This window comes from Ruegeria sp. YTSA108 (assembly GCF_059610185.1).
Map to the genome: position 1 here is coordinate 97,556 of NZ_JBXWND010000008.1, position 16,465 is coordinate 114,020.

Annotated in this window: 14 protein-coding genes; 11 read left to right on the plus strand and 3 right to left on the minus strand. The window is 58.2% G+C overall.

Annotated features, from left to right (window positions below; translation table 11 throughout):
• The first annotated feature begins 149 nt into the window (after nt 1-149).
• The 3 genes from AC2FHW_RS12795 (at nt 150) to AC2FHW_RS12805 (ending at nt 3,733) form a co-directional block, all read left to right on the plus strand.
• A complete protein-coding gene (locus tag AC2FHW_RS12795; RefSeq protein ID WP_496822024.1) occupies nt 150-2,282 on the plus strand; it encodes a malate synthase G in 2,133 nt (710 codons plus the stop codon).
• Between the two features lie 25 nt (nt 2,283-2,307).
• On the plus strand, nt 2,308-2,733 hold the full coding sequence (locus tag AC2FHW_RS12800; RefSeq protein WP_271950308.1) for a GlcG/HbpS family heme-binding protein: 426 nt from the start codon (nt 2,308-2,310) through the stop codon (nt 2,731-2,733).
• Nucleotides 2,734-2,953: 220 nt separating this feature from the next.
• Complete coding sequence (locus tag AC2FHW_RS12805) at nt 2,954-3,733, plus strand: gamma-glutamyl-gamma-aminobutyrate hydrolase family protein (RefSeq protein WP_142634959.1); 780 nt, start codon at nt 2,954-2,956, stop codon at nt 3,731-3,733.
• A gap of 42 nt (nt 3,734-3,775) precedes the next feature.
• Here the strand turns inward: AC2FHW_RS12805 and AC2FHW_RS12810 are convergent, their stop codons facing one another.
• Together AC2FHW_RS12810 and AC2FHW_RS12815 are read right to left on the minus strand one after the other, a co-directional pair.
• A complete protein-coding gene (locus AC2FHW_RS12810) occupies nt 3,776-6,016 on the minus strand; it encodes a xanthine dehydrogenase family protein molybdopterin-binding subunit (RefSeq protein ID WP_496822026.1) in 2,241 nt (746 codons plus the stop codon).
• Between the two features lie 3 nt (nt 6,017-6,019).
• Nucleotides 6,020-6,484 carry a (2Fe-2S)-binding protein gene (locus AC2FHW_RS12815; RefSeq protein ID WP_496690871.1) on the minus strand — a complete coding sequence of 155 codons (465 nt, stop codon included), beginning with the start codon at nt 6,482-6,484 and terminating at the stop codon, nt 6,020-6,022.
• A 102-nt stretch (nt 6,485-6,586) separates the two neighbouring features.
• Between AC2FHW_RS12815 and AC2FHW_RS12820 the strand changes: the two genes are divergently transcribed.
• Nucleotides 6,587-7,165, plus strand: a complete 579-nt coding sequence (locus AC2FHW_RS12820; RefSeq protein WP_496822027.1) for a TetR/AcrR family transcriptional regulator — start codon at nt 6,587-6,589, stop codon at nt 7,163-7,165.
• Here AC2FHW_RS12820 and kynU read toward each other — a convergent pair.
• Nucleotides 7,158-8,351: a kynureninase gene (kynU, locus tag AC2FHW_RS12825; RefSeq protein WP_496822028.1), complete on the minus strand. Its 1,194-nt coding sequence runs from the start codon at nt 8,349-8,351 to the stop codon at nt 7,158-7,160. The genes AC2FHW_RS12820 and kynU overlap by 8 nt on opposite strands.
• A gap of 183 nt (nt 8,352-8,534) precedes the next feature.
• On the opposite strand from kynU, the gene AC2FHW_RS12830 reads away from it, so the two are divergent.
• The 7 genes from AC2FHW_RS12830 (at nt 8,535) to AC2FHW_RS12860 (ending at nt 16,454) form a co-directional block, all read left to right on the plus strand.
• Nucleotides 8,535-8,987, plus strand: a complete 453-nt coding sequence (locus tag AC2FHW_RS12830) for a methyltransferase family protein (protein WP_142634949.1) — start codon at nt 8,535-8,537, stop codon at nt 8,985-8,987.
• Nucleotides 8,988-9,115: 128 nt separating this feature from the next.
• On the plus strand, nt 9,116-10,687 hold the full coding sequence (locus AC2FHW_RS12835; protein WP_142634946.1) for a Re/Si-specific NAD(P)(+) transhydrogenase subunit alpha: 1,572 nt from the start codon (nt 9,116-9,118) through the stop codon (nt 10,685-10,687).
• Nucleotides 10,688-10,700: 13 nt separating this feature from the next.
• Nucleotides 10,701-12,155 carry an NAD(P)(+) transhydrogenase (Re/Si-specific) subunit beta gene (locus AC2FHW_RS12840; RefSeq protein WP_271950227.1) on the plus strand — a complete coding sequence of 485 codons (1,455 nt, stop codon included), beginning with the start codon at nt 10,701-10,703 and terminating at the stop codon, nt 12,153-12,155.
• Between the two features lie 160 nt (nt 12,156-12,315).
• Entirely contained in the window at nt 12,316-12,672 is a 357-nt protein-coding gene (locus AC2FHW_RS12845) for a VOC family protein (RefSeq protein ID WP_271950225.1), read from the plus strand.
• A 108-nt stretch (nt 12,673-12,780) separates the two neighbouring features.
• On the plus strand, nt 12,781-14,058 hold the full coding sequence (locus tag AC2FHW_RS12850; RefSeq protein ID WP_142634941.1) for a DUF3422 family protein: 1,278 nt from the start codon (nt 12,781-12,783) through the stop codon (nt 14,056-14,058).
• A gap of 68 nt (nt 14,059-14,126) precedes the next feature.
• Nucleotides 14,127-15,275 carry an MFS transporter gene (locus AC2FHW_RS12855; RefSeq protein WP_271950223.1) on the plus strand — a complete coding sequence of 383 codons (1,149 nt, stop codon included), beginning with the start codon at nt 14,127-14,129 and terminating at the stop codon, nt 15,273-15,275.
• A gap of 15 nt (nt 15,276-15,290) precedes the next feature.
• Complete coding sequence (locus tag AC2FHW_RS12860; protein ID WP_282021430.1) at nt 15,291-16,454, plus strand: M20 aminoacylase family protein; 1,164 nt, start codon at nt 15,291-15,293, stop codon at nt 16,452-16,454.
• The last annotated feature ends 11 nt before the right edge of the window (nt 16,455-16,465 follow it).

Genomic DNA, 16,465 nt, shown 5'->3' on the forward strand with positions numbered 1-16,465 from the left:
GTAAGCTTGCTCAATAGGCGATAAGTATCTGTCGATGTCGAAGTGGCCTGACGACCAAAGACCCAAACTGACCAAGACATGTTGCCTATCGGAAATATCCGCCCTAATTGGGGCCTGTATACAACGGCGTACATACGAGGGAATGTGGCATGAGCAGCAGACAGATGCGGAGCGGACTCAAGGTCGACGGGATTCTGACTGAATTCATAGAAGGGCGTGCTTTGTCTGGAACAGGCGTTGCGGCTGACACCTTCTGGAACGGGCTTGCGCAGATGGTTCACGAGTTGGGTCCAAAGAACCGTACACTTTTGGCAAAGCGGGCCGATATCCAGGGGCGCGTCGATGCCTGGCATTTGGAAAACAATGGCCAGCCGCATAATGCTGCCGCCTATCAGGATTTCCTGCGCGAGATCGGCTATTTGGTGGCTGAAGGCGGGGATTTTCAGATCGAAACCGACAATGTCGATCCCGAGATCGCGTTGATTCCCGGTCCTCAGCTGGTGGTTCCTATTACCAATGCGCGTTTTGCACTGAACGCTGCGAATGCGCGCTGGGGCAGCTTGTATGACTCGCTTTATGGCACCGATGCGATGGGCGATCTTCCCGTCGGTGGTGGTTATGATAATGCGCGCGGAGCACGCGTGATTGCTTGGGCCAAAGCGTTTCTGGACGATGCCGCCCCGCTGGCCAGCGGATCTTGGGCTGAAATGTCAGAACTGCGCGTTGAAAATGGGGTTCTGGTGCCTGCGCTGGCAGATGCAGCGCAGTTTGTGGGTTTTGGCGGTGCCGCTGAAAACCCGGACTTTGTTCTGCTGAAGAACAACGGTCTGCATGTCAAAGTCGTGATTGACACCTCTAGCACCATTGGCGCCACCGACCCGGCCGGTATTGCTGACGTGCATCTTGAATCGGCGCTGTCGACGATCATGGACTGCGAAGATTCAGTCGCCTGTGTGGATGCCGAGGACAAGGTGGTTGCCTATGGCAACTGGCTGGGCCTGATGAAGGGTGATCTGACCGAAGAGGTCTGCAAAGGCGGCACGACTTTTACACGCAAACTGTCCGATGATCTGACTTTTACCGCGGCGGACGGTGGCGCTGGTGTTCTTAAGGGCCGGTCGCTGATGCTGGTCCGCAATGTGGGGCACCTGATGACCAACCCCGCCGTTCTGGATGCCGAAGGGCGCGAGATCGGCGAAGGTCTGATGGACGCGCTGTGCACCACTCTGATTGCGATGCACGACCTGCAGCGCGATGGGGGCAACTCGGTCACTGGTTCGGTCTACGTGGTAAAGCCCAAGATGCACGGCCCCGAAGAGGTCGCCTTTGCCGTCGAAATTTTCGATATGGTTGAAGACATCCTTGGCCTGCCGCGGAATACCGTTAAGCTCGGTATTATGGATGAAGAGCGCCGCACCTCGGCGAACCTTAAGGAATGTATCCGCGCCGCCAAATCGCGCGTGGCCTTCATCAACACCGGCTTTCTGGACCGGACCGGGGATGAGATCCACACCTCGATGGAGGCAGGACCAATGCTGCCCAAGGGAGACATAAAGAACACGCCGTGGATTGCGTCTTATGAAGATCGCAATGTTGATATCGGTCTGGCATGTGGCTTGAAGGGCAAGGCACAGATAGGCAAAGGCATGTGGGCGATGCCCGACCGTATGGGTGACATGCTGGACGCCAAGATCGGTCACCCGAAATCGGGCGCAACTTGCGCCTGGGTGCCGTCGCCGACTGCCGCGACTCTGCATGCAACACATTATCATAAGGTCAACGTCCTAGAGCGCCAGGACGAATTGGCTGCCGGTGGCGCACGTGGTACGCTGGATGATCTGCTGACCGTGCCTTTGCTGGGCGGCCGCAACCTCAGCGATGATGAGATTGCGCGTGAGATCGAAAACAACGCGCAAGGCATCCTGGGCTATGTGGTTCGCTGGGTCGATCAAGGCGTTGGCTGTTCGAAAGTGCCGGACATCAATGATGTTGGCCTGATGGAAGACCGTGCCACCTGCCGGATTTCGTCTCAGGCCTTGGCCAACTGGCTGCATCATGGCACTGTCGATGAGGCGCAAGTCATGGCCGCGATGCGGAAAATGGCCGTGGTGGTCGATCGGCAGAATGATAGCGATCCGGCGTATCGCCCAATGGCTCCCGGTTTCGACGGGATCGCCTTCCAGGCGGCCTGTGATTTGGTTTTCAAAGGCCGTGTTCAGCCTTCGGGTTATACCGAACCTGTCCTGCACGCCCGCCGACTGGAGATGAAAGCCAGCCTTTAACCCAACAGAAATGACTGGATCGAATATGGTAATTTCTTTGCGCAAAGCCCGTACCCTTATCCGCAAAGCCCTTGAAAAAGGGCGCGAGTTGGGGCTGAAACCCCTCTCGGTCATCGTTCTTGATGCTGGTGGCCACGTCATCGCGTTTGAGCGTGAAGACGGTGCTGCCCCTGGTCGTTTTGCGATTGCGCAGGGCAAGGCCTATGGCTCGGTCATGCTGGGGATGGCGGGCACAGCCCAGATGCAACGCGCCGAGGCGCAGGCCTATTTCATGGCCGCCGTAAACGGTGTTTATGGCGGTCAGGTCGTGCCGGTTCCGGGTGGTGTTCTGCTACGTGACCGAAAAGGTGCCGTAATCGGCGCAGTCGGTGTGACCGGCGACACGTCGGATAACGACGCCATCGCTGCCATGGCCGGGATCGAAGCGGCCGGGCTGACTGGCGAAGTTTGACCTTTGGTGAACTCGGAGAGCTGGCAAAGGCTCTCCGATCTTTACGAGGCACAAGCGGCGCGCAAAGCGAATAGGGCCAATTCGGCGGTGGTCCGATCAGGCCCCTTGTTGTGCAGGGGTGAACAGAGACTTGCGCTGACACACAGGCTATGTGCTATTGCGCGCCTGTGACCCTGTCGATACCTTTCCCGGAACGTACGGAAAGAACTAGGAAAGAATAATGGCTCGACCTGTCGTCGGTATCATCGGCAATTCATATTTGATGAACGATCAATATCCGACTCATGCCGGCGGCACGATGAACTCGGACGCCGTGGCCAATGTCTCGGGTTGCTTGCCGATGCTGATCCCTGCCGACCCGCGGTATGTCTGTGTCGAGGAACTGCTTGAGGTCTGTGATGGTTTCCTGCTGACAGGGGGGCGTCCCAATGTTCACCCCGAGGAATATGGCGAACCTGCGACCGACGCGCATGGCGATTTCGACCGGGCGCGCGATGCGATCACGTTACCCTTGGTGCGGGCCTGTGTCGAAAGAGGGCAGCCCTTTTTCGGCATCTGCCGCGGCTTTCAGGAGGTCAACGTGGCCATGGGCGGAACGCTTTATCCAGAAATCCGCGATCTGCCGGGGCGCATGAACCATCGGATGCCCCCCGACGGCACCTTGGAAGAGAAATTTGCCCTACGCCATGTGGTCAACCTGACCGAGGGGGGCGTGTTTCATCGGTTGATGGGCGCTGCCGAGGTGATGACCAACACGCTGCACGGGCAGGGGATCAAAACTGTTGGACATCGCATTGTGATTGACGGCGCTGCACCAGACGGCACGCCCGAGGCGATTTATGTGCAGGACGCGCCCGGTTTCACGCTGTCGGTGCAATGGCACCCGGAATGGGACGCGGTCAATGACCCTGTCTCGCGGCCGCTCTTTGAGGCGTTTGGCGATGCGGCACGCGACTGGTCCGCAGGAGTGCGATCGGGATTGGTTAAACAAACCGCCTGAGTCCCTGCGCCGGCCCTGATTGAAGGGACCGGCGCTTTGCTATCAAACCAGCAGATCGAATTGGTTGATCAACGGCAAGCTGCGGGCGCGCTTGCCGGTAAGGTCGAACAGGGCGTTGCCAAGTGCTGGCATCGACGGAGGCGTCCCCGGCTCGCCCACACCACCCAGATGGCGATTGGTTTCCAGAATGCGGACCTCGGTCACCGGGGCGTTATGCATTCGCAGCGCGTCATAGTCGGGGAAGTTAAATTGCTCGACCTCACCGTTGGCGAAGGTGATCTCACCCATCACGGCTGCTGACAGGCCATAGATCATGCCACCGAACATCTGCGCTTCGACCGTTCCCGGATCCAAAGCAAGACCCACATCGCAGGCAATCCACGCCTTTGCGATGCGAATGGTGCCGTCCTCATCGACCACCTCGATCACCTGCGCCACCGGGGTGCCAAAGCTGTAGGTCATTGCCACGCCACGACCAACACCGGCGGGCGTTTCACCCGTCCAACCTGACATTTCCTTGACGGCTTGCAGGACACCTGCCGACGGCGCGTGCTCGGTTTGGGCCAGTTCAAGACGGAATTCCAGCGGGTCGCGACCGGCGACCAGGGCCAGCTCGTCCATGAATGTCTCGTGGAAGAACCCGTTATGGCTATTGCCGACCGAGCGCCAGAACCCCACAGGTACATCCAGATCGGCGATGTGGCCGCTGACGCAGTAGTTCGGCACGGCATAGGGCTGGTTAAAAAGACCTTCGACCAGGACCTTGTCGGGGCCAGCGCCGGGCAGGCCCGATATGCGTTCCACGGCCTGCTGTGTGCAGGATTGCGATGCAACCTTGGCGTCGATCAGAACTGCCTTGCCGTCTTTGACCGCGCCGCGCATCCGCGCCAGCGCGCCGGGGCGGTAGAAATCGTGGCGCATGTCCTCTTCACGGCTCCAGGTGGTCTGGACCGGAGTATTGGGCATGGCCATGGCGACCTTGGTTGCGATTTCGATGAAATCCAGCTCTCCGCGACGACCAAATCCGCCACCAAGATAGGTGGTGTGAATCTCGACCACTTCTTTATCCAGATTCGCCGTGTTTGCAGCGCGGGTCAGAAGGAAGGTCGGCGCCTGGTTGCCACACCACAGCTCGAGCCTGGAACCGGTGAACAGCGCGGTGGCGTTCATCGGTTCCATCGTGGAATGTGCCAGATAGGGTACCTGATATTCAGCGGTAATTTCGGTGGCCCCGTCGGGCAGGGTGTCTACATCCCCATCATCGCGCATGGTCGAATTTGGCGAGTCGTCAAACGCCTCGGCAATCTTGGCGAAAATACCGTCGGTATCCGGCGGGTAGGGGGCGTCGGCCCAATCGACCTCTATGGCCTCAACCGCTTGAATGGCCAGCCAGGTGTTATTGGCAATAACGGCCACGCCGTTGCCCAGATCGACCACCCTTTCCACGCCGGGCATGGATTCCGCGGTGCTGGCGTCAAAGCCGTTCATCGCACCGCCCAGTTTCGGGTTCATCCGAACCGAGGCGAATTTCAGACCCTCGGGGCGCACGTCGATGCCGAACTCAGCCGTGCCCGTGGATTTGCCAACCATGTCGACTCGTGGCAGGTTCTGTCCCAGCAAACGCCAATCTGAGGGATCGCGCAGCTCGACCTGCATGGGCTCGATCTGTCCGGCGGCCTCAGCCAGTTCGGTATAGGGAATGCGCGTCCCGTCCGGCGCGATCACGGCGCCGTTTTCGGTCTTCAACTGGTCACGCTCCAGGCCCAGACGATCAGCCGCTGCTTGTTTCAGCGTTTCCCGGGCTGTGGCCCCGGCTTCGCGCATGCGTTCGAACCCATCGCGCATCGAGGTCGAGCCGCCTGTGACCTGCAGACTGACAACCTTGCCCAGAACGCCCAACGACTGTGCCAGATTGTGCTGGAAATTCGAGATGTCATATCCCTTGTTCGGCAGGCTCTCACCCAAAATGGCCGAGTTGTAATAGGCGGCTGCCGCAGGCCCGTGAAGGACCCGGATATCGTCCAATTCGACGTCCAGTTCTTCGGCAATCAGGGCTGCCCAAGTGGTCATTACGCCCTGTCCCATCTCGGCACGTGGCGCGAACAGGGTAACGCCCTGCTGATCAATCAGGATGAACGGGCTAAGCGCGGTTTCCCCGTCGCCGGGCTTCAACGGGTTGGCTACGGGGCGGCTGACATAATAGGCGCCAAACGCGACACCGCCCACAATTGCGGCTGAGCCGATCAGAAACGTGCGGCGCAGAATTTTCCCTACGGATGCCATCGCTTATGCCTCCTTCAGTCTGGAGGCCGCGTCATGGATCGCGGCACGGATACGGGGATAGGTGCCGCAGCGGCACAGATTACCCTGCATCGCATCGTCTATGTCCTGATCCGTGGGGCTGGGGTTCTCGGCCAATAGCGCGGCGGCTTGCATGACCTGACCCGATTGGCAATACCCGCATTGCGCAACCTGATGGTCAACCCAGGCCTGCTGTATCTTGGCCATTGCGTCCGGGCTGCCCAGACCTTCGATTGTGGTGACGTCACCCCAGACATCGGACAAGGCAACCTGGCAAGAGCGCACGGCTTCTCCGTCTATATGAACGGTACAGGCGCCGCATGCCGCAACCCCGCAGCCAAACTTGGTGCCGGTCAGTCCGATCTCGTCGCGCAGAACCCATAAAAGGGGGACATCCTCGGGTAGATCGACCTCATATGACGTCCCATTTATCTTTAAGCTGGCCGTCATAGCTGCGTCTCCCTCTTGGCATTTAGTGACGTTCTGACATAAATGGGTGTGAGTGTCAGAGTGTCAACTGACAAATTGAGTGAAAAGTGTCAAAAGGTTCAGATGAGAGATTTCGTGCTAGACGCAAAGTGCCTTGCCATACTGGATTCGGCGCGTAAGGCATTCGCGGCTTACGGCTTTAAAAAGACGTCGATGGATGAAATCGCAAAGGGCGTGGGGATCTCGCGCCCGGCATTGTATCTGTATTTCGACAACAAAGAGGCGATCCTGCGCAGACTCACCGAGTTGCACTATGAGGAGAAGATCGAAGCCGTTGCGAAAGCCCTGCAGGCAGACGGCTCGGTTTCGCAGATTATCGGCCAGGCAATCCACGTGCAGACCGATGGTATGGCTCAGATCATGTCCTCTCCACACGGGATGGAACTGTTGGATGCAGGAAAGTCGCTGGCCTCGGATATCATCACGCAGGGCGAGGCCCGGCTGCAATCTTTATATACAGGGTGGCTACAGAAAGAAGCGTCGAATGATCGTGTCCGTTTGTTTGATGGCGCAAGAGGGACTGCGGAGACCATTGCCTCTGCGCTGCGGGGAAACAAAATCAGCGCGACGGATTTCCAAGAATTTGACCGGATGAACTCGAACCTTGCCGCCATGATTGGTGCAGCGTTGGAAATCAGGTAACCCGCTGTCTGACTTTGTATTCCGGTGCGTCCCATAACCGGTTGGTCATGATGTCGGCCAGAATGTCCACCGCGCCTTTTACATCCTGCTCATCGATATAAAGCGGGGTGAACCCAAAGCGCACGATGTCCGGGGCGCGGAAATCACCGATCACGCCGCGCGCGATCAAGGCCTGCATTGCGGCATAGCCATCGGCGAAACGGAATGAGACCTGACTGCCACGCTGCGCAGGGTCGCGGGGGCTGGCCAGTTTCAGGTTAGGGCAGGTGGCCTCGACGCCCGAAATAAACAGCTCGGTCAGTTCGATTGACTTGGCGCGCACGTCTTTGATGTTGGCCATGTCCCAGATGTCCATCGCCGCAGACAGCGCGGTCATCTGGATGATCGGAGGTGTGCCGACACGCATCCGCTCGATACCCTGTCCGGGGCGGTAATCCAGATCGAACGTGAACGGGGCTTCATGGCCCAGCCACCCGGATAATGCAGGGCGCACGCGATCCGCATGGCGGGGCGCCACATAGATGAACGCCGGCGCGCCGGGGCCTCCGTTCAGATACTTATAGCTGCAGCCAACGGCAAAATCCGCTTTGCAACTGGACAGCTCAACCGGGATCGCCCCTGCGGAATGGGCCAAATCCCAAACGGTTATTGTGCCGTTCGCATGAGCCTGTTCCGTCAGCGCCTTCATGTCATGGATCCGGCCAGACCGGTAATCGACCTCGGTCAGCATCAGAACCGCGACGTCTTTGGTGATGTTTTCGGCAACATCCTCGGGTGCGACCACCCGTAATTCGTATTCCGATCCGAGTGAACGCAGCAGACCGTCGACCATATAAAGGTCCGAAGGGAAATTGCCGTTATCAGACAGCACAACCTTGCGGTCGGGGCAAAGCTCCAGCGCCGAGGCAACAGCCTGATAGACCTTGATCGACAGGGTATCGCCGGTCACGATGGTACCCGGTTCCGCACCGATCAACCGTCCGATACGGTCGCCAAGCCCGGTCGGAAGCCCCATCCACCCGGCCTTGTTCCAACCGGTGATCAGCATTTGACCCCATTCGTGTGTCATCATTCCACTCACCCGCTCGGCGGCAGCACGTGGCAATGGGCCAAGCGAGTTGCCGTCCAGATAAATGGTTCCATTCGGCAGATCGAACATGGCTTTGGTTGCAGCGAAATCAGTCATGGAGGTCCTGTGCAGAATTCTGACAAATGTCTGACTAAAGGGCTATCTGATCAGTTCTGCCGTGTCTACGCGTTCGGCCGAAAATGCACAGATGCGACCAACTGTGGTTTTGCTTTCGTGGATGCAAAGCGGTACATACCCCGACAAATGCGACATCCATACCGCAGGATCAGAGGAACAAGCATGAAGCGCAAACTCGACATTCCGCCCGCTTGGTTGGTGGCCTTTGCTGTTCTCGCCTGGCTGCAGGCGAACTATGCGTCCTTCGGCCTGTCGCTGGCCAGCGGGTTTACCGACCTGCTCAGCGGCCTTCTGATCGGGGGCGGCGTCGTTCTTGTCGTGCTGGCGATTGCCGAGTTTCGTCGACATCGAACAACTGTCCTGCCGCATGAAACTCCATCGAGTCTGGTTCAAACAGGTATCTTCAAGCGCAGCCGCAATCCGATCTACGTTGGCGATGTACTTATTCTGGCCGGCTTGATTCTGCGTTTCGACGCGGTGCTGTCCTTGGTGTTGATGCCTGTTTTTGTCTGGATTTTGGAACGCAGGTTTATTGTGCCGGAAGAAAACCGTATGCGCCGTGCCTTTCGCACGGATTTCGCCAGATATGAAAGGCAAACCCGCCGCTGGATCTGATGTGGACGGGATTTTACACGACGTAACAATGCTGCGCTTGCGAAATAATCTTGCGCAGTTAAAACTGGTTCTTCAGATAGAATGCCAACTATCCTTGCGAACTGACCGAAAATTAGGGGGACGCGCCGTTGAAGATTGGAACGCCAAAGGAAACATTTGACGGTGAGAACCGGGTCGCGATGACTCCGGATTCAGCCCGTCAACTGCAAAAGCTCGGGTATGAGTGCCTGATCGAGAAAGGGGCCGGCGCTGCGGCCGGGTTCTCGGACGCCACATATAAAGAGGCGGGTGTCGAGGTTATCGGAACCGCGGCGGCGCTGTGGAAAGCCGCCGACATCGTCGCCAAGGTACGTCAGCCAAATGAAACCGAGCTGAAGCGTCTTGCCAAGGGCAAGACATTGATCTCGTTCTTCAACCCCGCAGGGAATGAAAAGGGCATGGAGGCCGCCAAGTCCAAGGGCGCCAACGTGATCGCCATGGAAATGGTGCCGCGTATCAGTCGTGCCCAGAAGATGGACGCTCTGTCGTCGATGGCCAACATAGCGGGCTACCGCGCGGTGATCGAAGCGGGTAACAACTTTGGCCGGTTCTTCACCGGTCAGGTGACGGCTGCTGGTAAAGTACCGCCTGCCAAGGTTCTGATCGTAGGTGCCGGTGTGGCCGGTCTGGCCGCCATTGGCACCTCGACCTCTCTGGGTGCGATCACCTATGCGTTCGACGTACGCCCCGAAGTGGCGGAGCAGGTTGAATCCATGGGCGCCGAATTCGTCTATCTGGACTTCGAAGAAGACCAGCAGGACGGCGCGGCAACCGGCGGTTACGCGAGTGTTCAGTCCGATGAATTCCGCGAGGCACAGCTGGCCAAGTTCCGCGAACTTGCTCCGGAAATGGACATCGTGATCACCACCGCGTTGATCCCCAACCGCGAAGCGCCCGAGCTTTGGACCAAGGACATGGTCGAAGCGATGAAACCGGGTTCGGTGATCGTGGACCTTGCGGCGGAAAAAGGCGGCAACTGCAAGCTGACCGTTGCTGACGAGAAGATCGTGACCGATAATGGCGTGACCATCATCGGCTATACCGATTTCCCAAGCCGGATGGCGGCACAGTCTTCGTCGCTTTACGCAACCAACATCCGTCACATGATGACAGACCTGACGCCTGAAAAGGACGGTCAGATCAACCATGACATGGAAGACGACGTGATCCGCGGCGCAACCGTGACGCATGAAGGTGAAATCACCTTCCCGCCACCGCCGCCGAAAGTTCAGGCGATTGCCGCTCAGAAAAAGCCTGAGGTCAGGGAGCTGACCCCGGAGGAGAAAAAGGCGCAGGAAGTTGCGGCCTTCAAGGCGCAAACCAAACAGCAGTTCACCTTGCTGGGTATCGGCGGTGCGCTAATGCTGTTGATCGGTCTGATTGCTCCGGCCAGCTTCATGCAGCACTTCATCGTCTTTGTGCTGGCGATCTTCGTGGGATTCCAGGTGATCTGGGGCGTCGCGCACAGCCTGCACACACCGCTTATGGCGATTACCAACGCGATCTCGTCGATCATCATCGTTGGCGCAGTGATGCAGATCGGATCCGGGTCGTTTCTGGTTATTCTGCTGGCGGCTCTGTCCGTTTTCATGGCCGGGATCAACATCTTCGGTGGCTTCCTCGTAACTCGGCGCATGCTTGCCATGTTCCAGAAATCTTAAGGAGGCCGGGCACATGGATTATGGCTTCACCACTGCCGCCTACGTTGTTGCGGCTGTTCTGTTCATCCTCTCGCTTGGCGGCCTGTCGAACCAGGAAAGCGCCAAGCGCGCTGTCTGGTATGGCATCGTCGGTATGGCGCTGGCGGTTTTCGCTACGCTGGTCGGCCCCGGTTCGGGCTTGTGGCTGCTGTCATTGCTGCTGATCATAGGTGGTGGTCTGATCGGTCAATATGTGGCGCAGCGCGTCCAGATGACCGAGATGCCACAGCTTGTGGCTGCGATGCATTCGCTGGTTGGTTTGGCGGCTGTGTTCGTGGGTTTCAACGCGCATTTTGAAATCAAGAATGTCGCCGAAGTTTTTGCGGTTGTTGATGCCGCCAAAGACGTCGACCTTTCCGACCTGGGCGCGTTTGCCAAGCTGATCGCCAAGAAGACAGCGGCAGAGCTGGCAATCCTGCACGTGGAACTGTTCCTGGGCATCTTTATCGGCGCGATCACCTTTACCGGTTCGGTCGTGGCTTATGGCAAGCTGGCTGGCAAGGTTACATCGACGGCAACCAAACTGCCCGGTGGTCACGCGCTGAATGCGTCTGCGGCGGGGCTCTCGCTGATCTGTCTGGTTTGGTACACGTCCACGGGCGGATTCCTGCCCCTGTTCCTGATGACGCTGGCCGCCTTGTTTATTGGTTATCACCTGATCATGGGCATCGGCGGTGCCGACATGCCGGTGGTTGTGTCGATGCTGAACAGCTATTCAGGCTGGGCGGCTGCGGCCATCGGCTTTTCGCTGGGCAACGACCTGCTGATCGTGGTCGGTGCGCTTGTGGGCTCGTCCGGTGCGATTCTCTCCTACATCATGTGTAAGGCGATGAACCGGCACTTTGTCAGTGTGATCCTGGGTGGCTTTGGTGGTCCGCAAGGTGAGCAGATGGCTGTCGAAGGCGAGCAGATTGCAATCGAGGCCGACGGTGTTGCCGCAGCCCTGAATGACGCCGACAGCGTGGTGATCATTCCGGGCTATGGCATGGCGGTGGCGCAGGCGCAGCAATCGGTTTCCGAGCTGGTGCGCAAGCTGCGCGCGCAAGGCAAGAACGTACGCTTTGCGATCCACCCCGTTGCCGGTCGTCTGCCGGGTCATATGAACGTGCTGCTGGCGGAAGCCAAAGTGCCCTATGACATCGTTCTGGAAATGGATGAGATCAACGACGACTTCCCGGATACGGATGTTGCCATTGTGATCGGCTCCAACGACATCGTGAACCCTGCGGCGCAAGAAGATCCCAACAGCCCCATTGCCGGCATGCCGGTTCTGGAATGCTGGAAGGCCAAGCAGGTGTTTGTATCCAAGCGTGGTCAGGGCACCGGCTATTCGGGCATCGAAAACCCGCTGTTCTTCAAAGAGAACACCCGCATGTTCTATGGCGACGCGAAACAATCGCTGGACAAGCTGCTGCCAATGATCGATTGATCTAAAGCCTTAACCAAAATGCAAAGGGCGCCTTCGGGCGCCCTTTTCTTGTTTGTCATGTTGGGGGCTTTGCCTCCAAGCCCCCAAGATTTTTCTGGCCAGATGAGGCGGGCGGAATGTGGTATCCTTGGGCTATTATAGAGAGACAAGGAGGTGCCCTATGGAAAAGGTCAACGGCATAGGTGGTGTGTTTTTTCGCGCCAGAGATCCGGAAGCGCAGCGGCATTGGTACGAGACCCATCTTGGCGTTCATCATTACGATCCCGTCCCCTGGAAACAGCGCGAAGGCTATACGGTCTTTGCCCCGTTTGCGCAGGACACCGATTATTTTGGCCGCGCCGAGCAGCAGTGGATGATCAATTTTCGGGTTGATGATCTGTCTGCCATGACGACCCAGTTGCAAGCCGCAGGCATTGCCGTCGAGACCAATCCGGAATGGGATAGCGAGGTTGGAAAATTCGCACGTATTCACGACCCTGAGGGCAACCCAATCGAACTGTGGCAGCCAAATCAATGACATAAGGGGTTTGTATACCGTAGTATCCATGTAAGCTATTGAAATAAAAAGATAATTGATGTATTTTTGAACTGTCGTATAGTGCGCCGGACAACGCCGGAGCATTCAATGACGCCGATCGACGATCATCCATTGCGCTATTCGCTGGCCAACGAGCTGCATGCGCGCCCGTTTCCCGTGGCCTCGACGCCATGCACCGTTGCGTTTTTGGCCATCAAGAAACCCGTGGCGGCGGTTGCGCGGGACCGGAGCGAAGACATTGCCCATCTGGTCAATCTTCTGGACCGTCACGGTGCGCAGCACCCGCAGCCGGACGCGACGCATTACGCGGGTCAGATCGGGCGTCACTGGCTCAAGTGGGAGCAGCACACGGAATTTGTGACCTATACGGCGATCACCCGGAATGTCAGTGACCGGGCCTTCAACCCCGCTGATTTTGAGGCTTTCCCACCTGATTGGCTGATGGCCAGCCCGGGCCAGAGGATAACCTCGGCCATGGTTCGGGTGACCGAAAGACCAGATGATGAGGCGGTAAAAGCCGCGCTGGCCGAATGGTTCGAACCCGAAAGCCTTGCGGTTGCGCGCGTGCTGGATGATGCTGCGATTTGTGCCAGTGACTTTCGGATTGATCCGGCTGGGCATATGCGGTTCGCGCTCTTCGTGACCAAGGGAACAGGACAGCGCCGAACCGGACGCATCATCCAGCGCCTGTGCGAGATCGAAACCTACAAGGCCATGTCCATGTTGGGCTTTGCTCGCATCAAGCAACTGATGCCGAAAATCGGAGAGCTGGATGGAAAGCTGACCCGGCTTATGGGGCAGATGACAGATAACTCGGCGCATCCTGACGAACTACTGCCGGATCTGCTGTCTACATCCATCGAATTGGAAACGCTTTCTGCCCGATGCGCATTTCGCTTTGGGGCTACCGGGGCCTATGAGGCCATCGTGAACCAACGGATCGAGGTATTGCGCGAGGAAAGGTTCGAGGGCCGTCAGTCCTTTGCCGATTTCATGATGCGCAGGTATGAGCCCGCAATTCGGACTGTGAAAGCCACGGAAAGTCGGCTGCAGACCTTGTCCGACCGGGCGATCCGGGGGGGTGAGTTGCTGCGGACCCGGGTAGATGTGGAACGCAGCGCCCAGAATCAGGCATTGCTGGAAAGTATGGACCGCCGTGCTGATCTGGCCCTGAGGTTGCAGCACACAGTCGAGGGGCTTTCCGTGGTGGCGATTAGCTATTATGCGGTCTCACTGGCCAGCTATCTGTTGTACCCGTTGACCGCCACCGGGATCAGCAAGGGGATGCTGACCGCGGCGGCAACCTTGCCGGTTGTCCTGTGTGTCTGGCTGGGTATCAGGCATATACGAAAGCGGTTGGCCTAATCCGCGTTTGCTAAACCTTCCCAAGGCTGTAGAACTGACAGGGGCGGGCGCGGAGCAAAGGAAAATACGTGATCGGAATTATGGCCGCTTGGCGGGCCGTGGCGGCCATGTTCATTTTGAACGGCGCTTTGTTCGGGATCTGGGCCTCGCGTATTCCCGCAGTCAGGGATCACCTGGACCTGTCGCACGAAGCGCTTGGCTACGGCTTGCTGTTCATGGCGGCTGGGGCTGTGTGTTCGTTCCCGGTTACCGGACGTCTGACAGATCGGTTCGGGGCTGTGGTGATCACACGGATCATCGCCATTCTTTATACCGCATCCCTTATCTTGCTGGCCTTTGCCGGAAGCTTTTGGGCATTGGCGTTTTTCCTGTTCGTATTCGGGGCCTTCCACGGCTCGATGGATGTGGCGATGAACGCCTGGGCAGCAGAGGTTGAGCGCGCTTATGACAGGCCCGTTATGTCGTCTTTTCACGCGATGTGGAGCCTGGGGGCCGGTCTGGGAGCGATGAGCGGATTTGGTGCGATACAGATGGGCCTGACGGTGTCACAGCACTTTTTGCTGGCCGGTGGCATCGTAGTTGGGCTGACACTGGCTCTGTCCCGTGTGCAGTGGAATTCGCACCGTGTTGTGGCCGCGGGCGGGGCGATATTTGCACTTCCGTCGGGTGCGTTGATACTTGTCGGATTTATTGCCCTGTGCGGGGCATTGGGTGAAGGGGCCGTCGCGGACTGGAGCGCGATTTTCCTGCGGGATGTGACCGGTGCACCCGAAAGCGTCGCGGCGCTGGGATATGCCGTCTTTTCGGTGACAATGGTCGCGTTCCGTCTGGTGGGTGGTGTCGTGATCGCGCGGTTCGGACCAACCGCGACGGCCCGTTTCGGAGGGGTATGCGCCGCTTTGGGGGTGCTGGCTGTGGTATCGGCCTATGATGCCGGGATTGCTCTGGTTGGGTTTGGACTGATGGGGCTTGGATATGCAGTGATCATGCCGCTTGCGTTCAGCAGGGCGGCAAATGATCCGCATGTCCCGCCTGGTCAAGCCATCGCCAGCGTGGCCACATTAGGGTATGGCGGGTTGTTGATTGGCCCGCCCCTTATTGGGTTTCTGGCAGAGATGCTTACATTGCGTCTTGCATTCATGGCCTTGCTGCCGCTGGCTGTTTTCATTGTCCTGTTATCCGGCGCGTTGCGCCCCGGTGACAGCGACGAACGATGATTTTGGGAGATACACATGCCGATCAAAAACCGGTTCGCAGAACTGCAGAGTGAAATCACGGAATGGCGGCGTGATATCCACCAAAATCCAGAGATCCTGTTTGAAACCCATCGCACCAGTGCGCTGGTGGCGGAAAAGCTGAAAGAGTTCGGCTGCGATGAGGTGGTCACCGGAATTGGCCGAACGGGCGTGGTTGGTGTGATCAAGGGCAAGGCGGACACGGGCGGCAAGGTTATCGGTTTGCGTGCCGATATGGATGCGCTGCCGATCCGTGAGGCGACCGGATTGGACTATGCCTCGAATACCGATGGGGCGATGCACGCCTGCGGCCATGATGGTCATACTGCGATGTTGTTGGGGGCGGCGAAATACCTTTCGGAAACGCGGAATTTTGACGGGACAGTGGTGGTCATTTTCCAACCTGCCGAAGAAGGTGGCGGCGGTGGTCGTGAGATGTGTGAAGACGGGATGATGGATCGCTGGGGCATTCAGGAAGTCTACGGAATGCATAACTGGCCCGGCCGTCCGGTGGGCAGTTTCGCCATCCGTCCTGGCGCGTTTTTCGCAGCTACTGATCAGTTCGACATCGTTTTCGAAGGCAAAGGCGGCCACGCAGCCAAGCCGCATGAAACCGTGGATACAACTGTGATGGCGGCGCAGGCGGTTCTGGCGCTCCAGACCATCGCGGCGCGAAACGCTGACCCGGTGGATCAGGTGGTTGTTTCGGTGACCTCGTTCGAAACCTCTTCAACTGCATTCAACGTGATCCCTCAGACTGTAAAGCTGCGCGGTACGGTCCGTACAATGAGCCGGGACATGCGGGATATGGCCGAAAAGCGCGTGACCGAGATCTGCTCCGGAGTGGCCGCCACATTCGGAGGAGCGGTTGAGGTGACCTATTACCGGGGCTACCCGGTGATGGTGAACAGTGATGATCAAACCGATTTCGCAGCGCGGGTGGCGCGGTCCGTCTCAGGCGATTGTGACCAGGCACCGCTGATCATGGGCGGCGAGGATTTCGCCTTTATGCTCGAAGAGCGTCCGGGCGCCTATATTTTGGTGGGTAATGGGGACACCGCAGCAGTTCACCATCCCGAATATAACTTCAACGATGAGGCTATCCCTGCAGGATGCAGCTGGTGGGCCGAAATCGTGGAGCAAAGGATGCCAGCGGCGTGATCCCAAGGGGC

What these genes read in the sequence shown, in the direction of transcription:
- AC2FHW_RS12810 (WP_496822026.1), bottom strand. Translation starts at nt 6,016, where the DNA reads ATGGCATCCGTAGGGAAAATTCTGCGCCGCACGTTTCTGATCGGCTCA.
- AC2FHW_RS12860 (WP_282021430.1), top strand. Translation starts at nt 15,291, where the DNA reads ATGCCGATCAAAAACCGGTTCGCAGAACTGCAGAGTGAAATCACGGAA.
- AC2FHW_RS12815 (WP_496690871.1), bottom strand. Translation starts at nt 6,484, where the DNA reads ATGACGGCCAGCTTAAAGATAAATGGGACGTCATATGAGGTCGATCTA.
- kynU (WP_496822028.1), bottom strand. Translation starts at nt 8,351, where the DNA reads ATGACTGATTTCGCTGCAACCAAAGCCATGTTCGATCTGCCGAATGGA.
- AC2FHW_RS12820 (WP_496822027.1), top strand. Translation starts at nt 6,587, where the DNA reads ATGAGAGATTTCGTGCTAGACGCAAAGTGCCTTGCCATACTGGATTCG.
- AC2FHW_RS12795 (WP_496822024.1), top strand. Translation starts at nt 150, where the DNA reads ATGAGCAGCAGACAGATGCGGAGCGGACTCAAGGTCGACGGGATTCTG.
- AC2FHW_RS12840 (WP_271950227.1), top strand. Translation starts at nt 10,701, where the DNA reads ATGGATTATGGCTTCACCACTGCCGCCTACGTTGTTGCGGCTGTTCTG.
- AC2FHW_RS12800 (WP_271950308.1), top strand. Translation starts at nt 2,308, where the DNA reads ATGGTAATTTCTTTGCGCAAAGCCCGTACCCTTATCCGCAAAGCCCTT.
- AC2FHW_RS12850 (WP_142634941.1), top strand. Translation starts at nt 12,781, where the DNA reads ATGACGCCGATCGACGATCATCCATTGCGCTATTCGCTGGCCAACGAG.
- AC2FHW_RS12830 (WP_142634949.1), top strand. Translation starts at nt 8,535, where the DNA reads ATGAAGCGCAAACTCGACATTCCGCCCGCTTGGTTGGTGGCCTTTGCT.
- AC2FHW_RS12845 (WP_271950225.1), top strand. Translation starts at nt 12,316, where the DNA reads ATGGAAAAGGTCAACGGCATAGGTGGTGTGTTTTTTCGCGCCAGAGAT.
- AC2FHW_RS12805 (WP_142634959.1), top strand. Translation starts at nt 2,954, where the DNA reads ATGGCTCGACCTGTCGTCGGTATCATCGGCAATTCATATTTGATGAAC.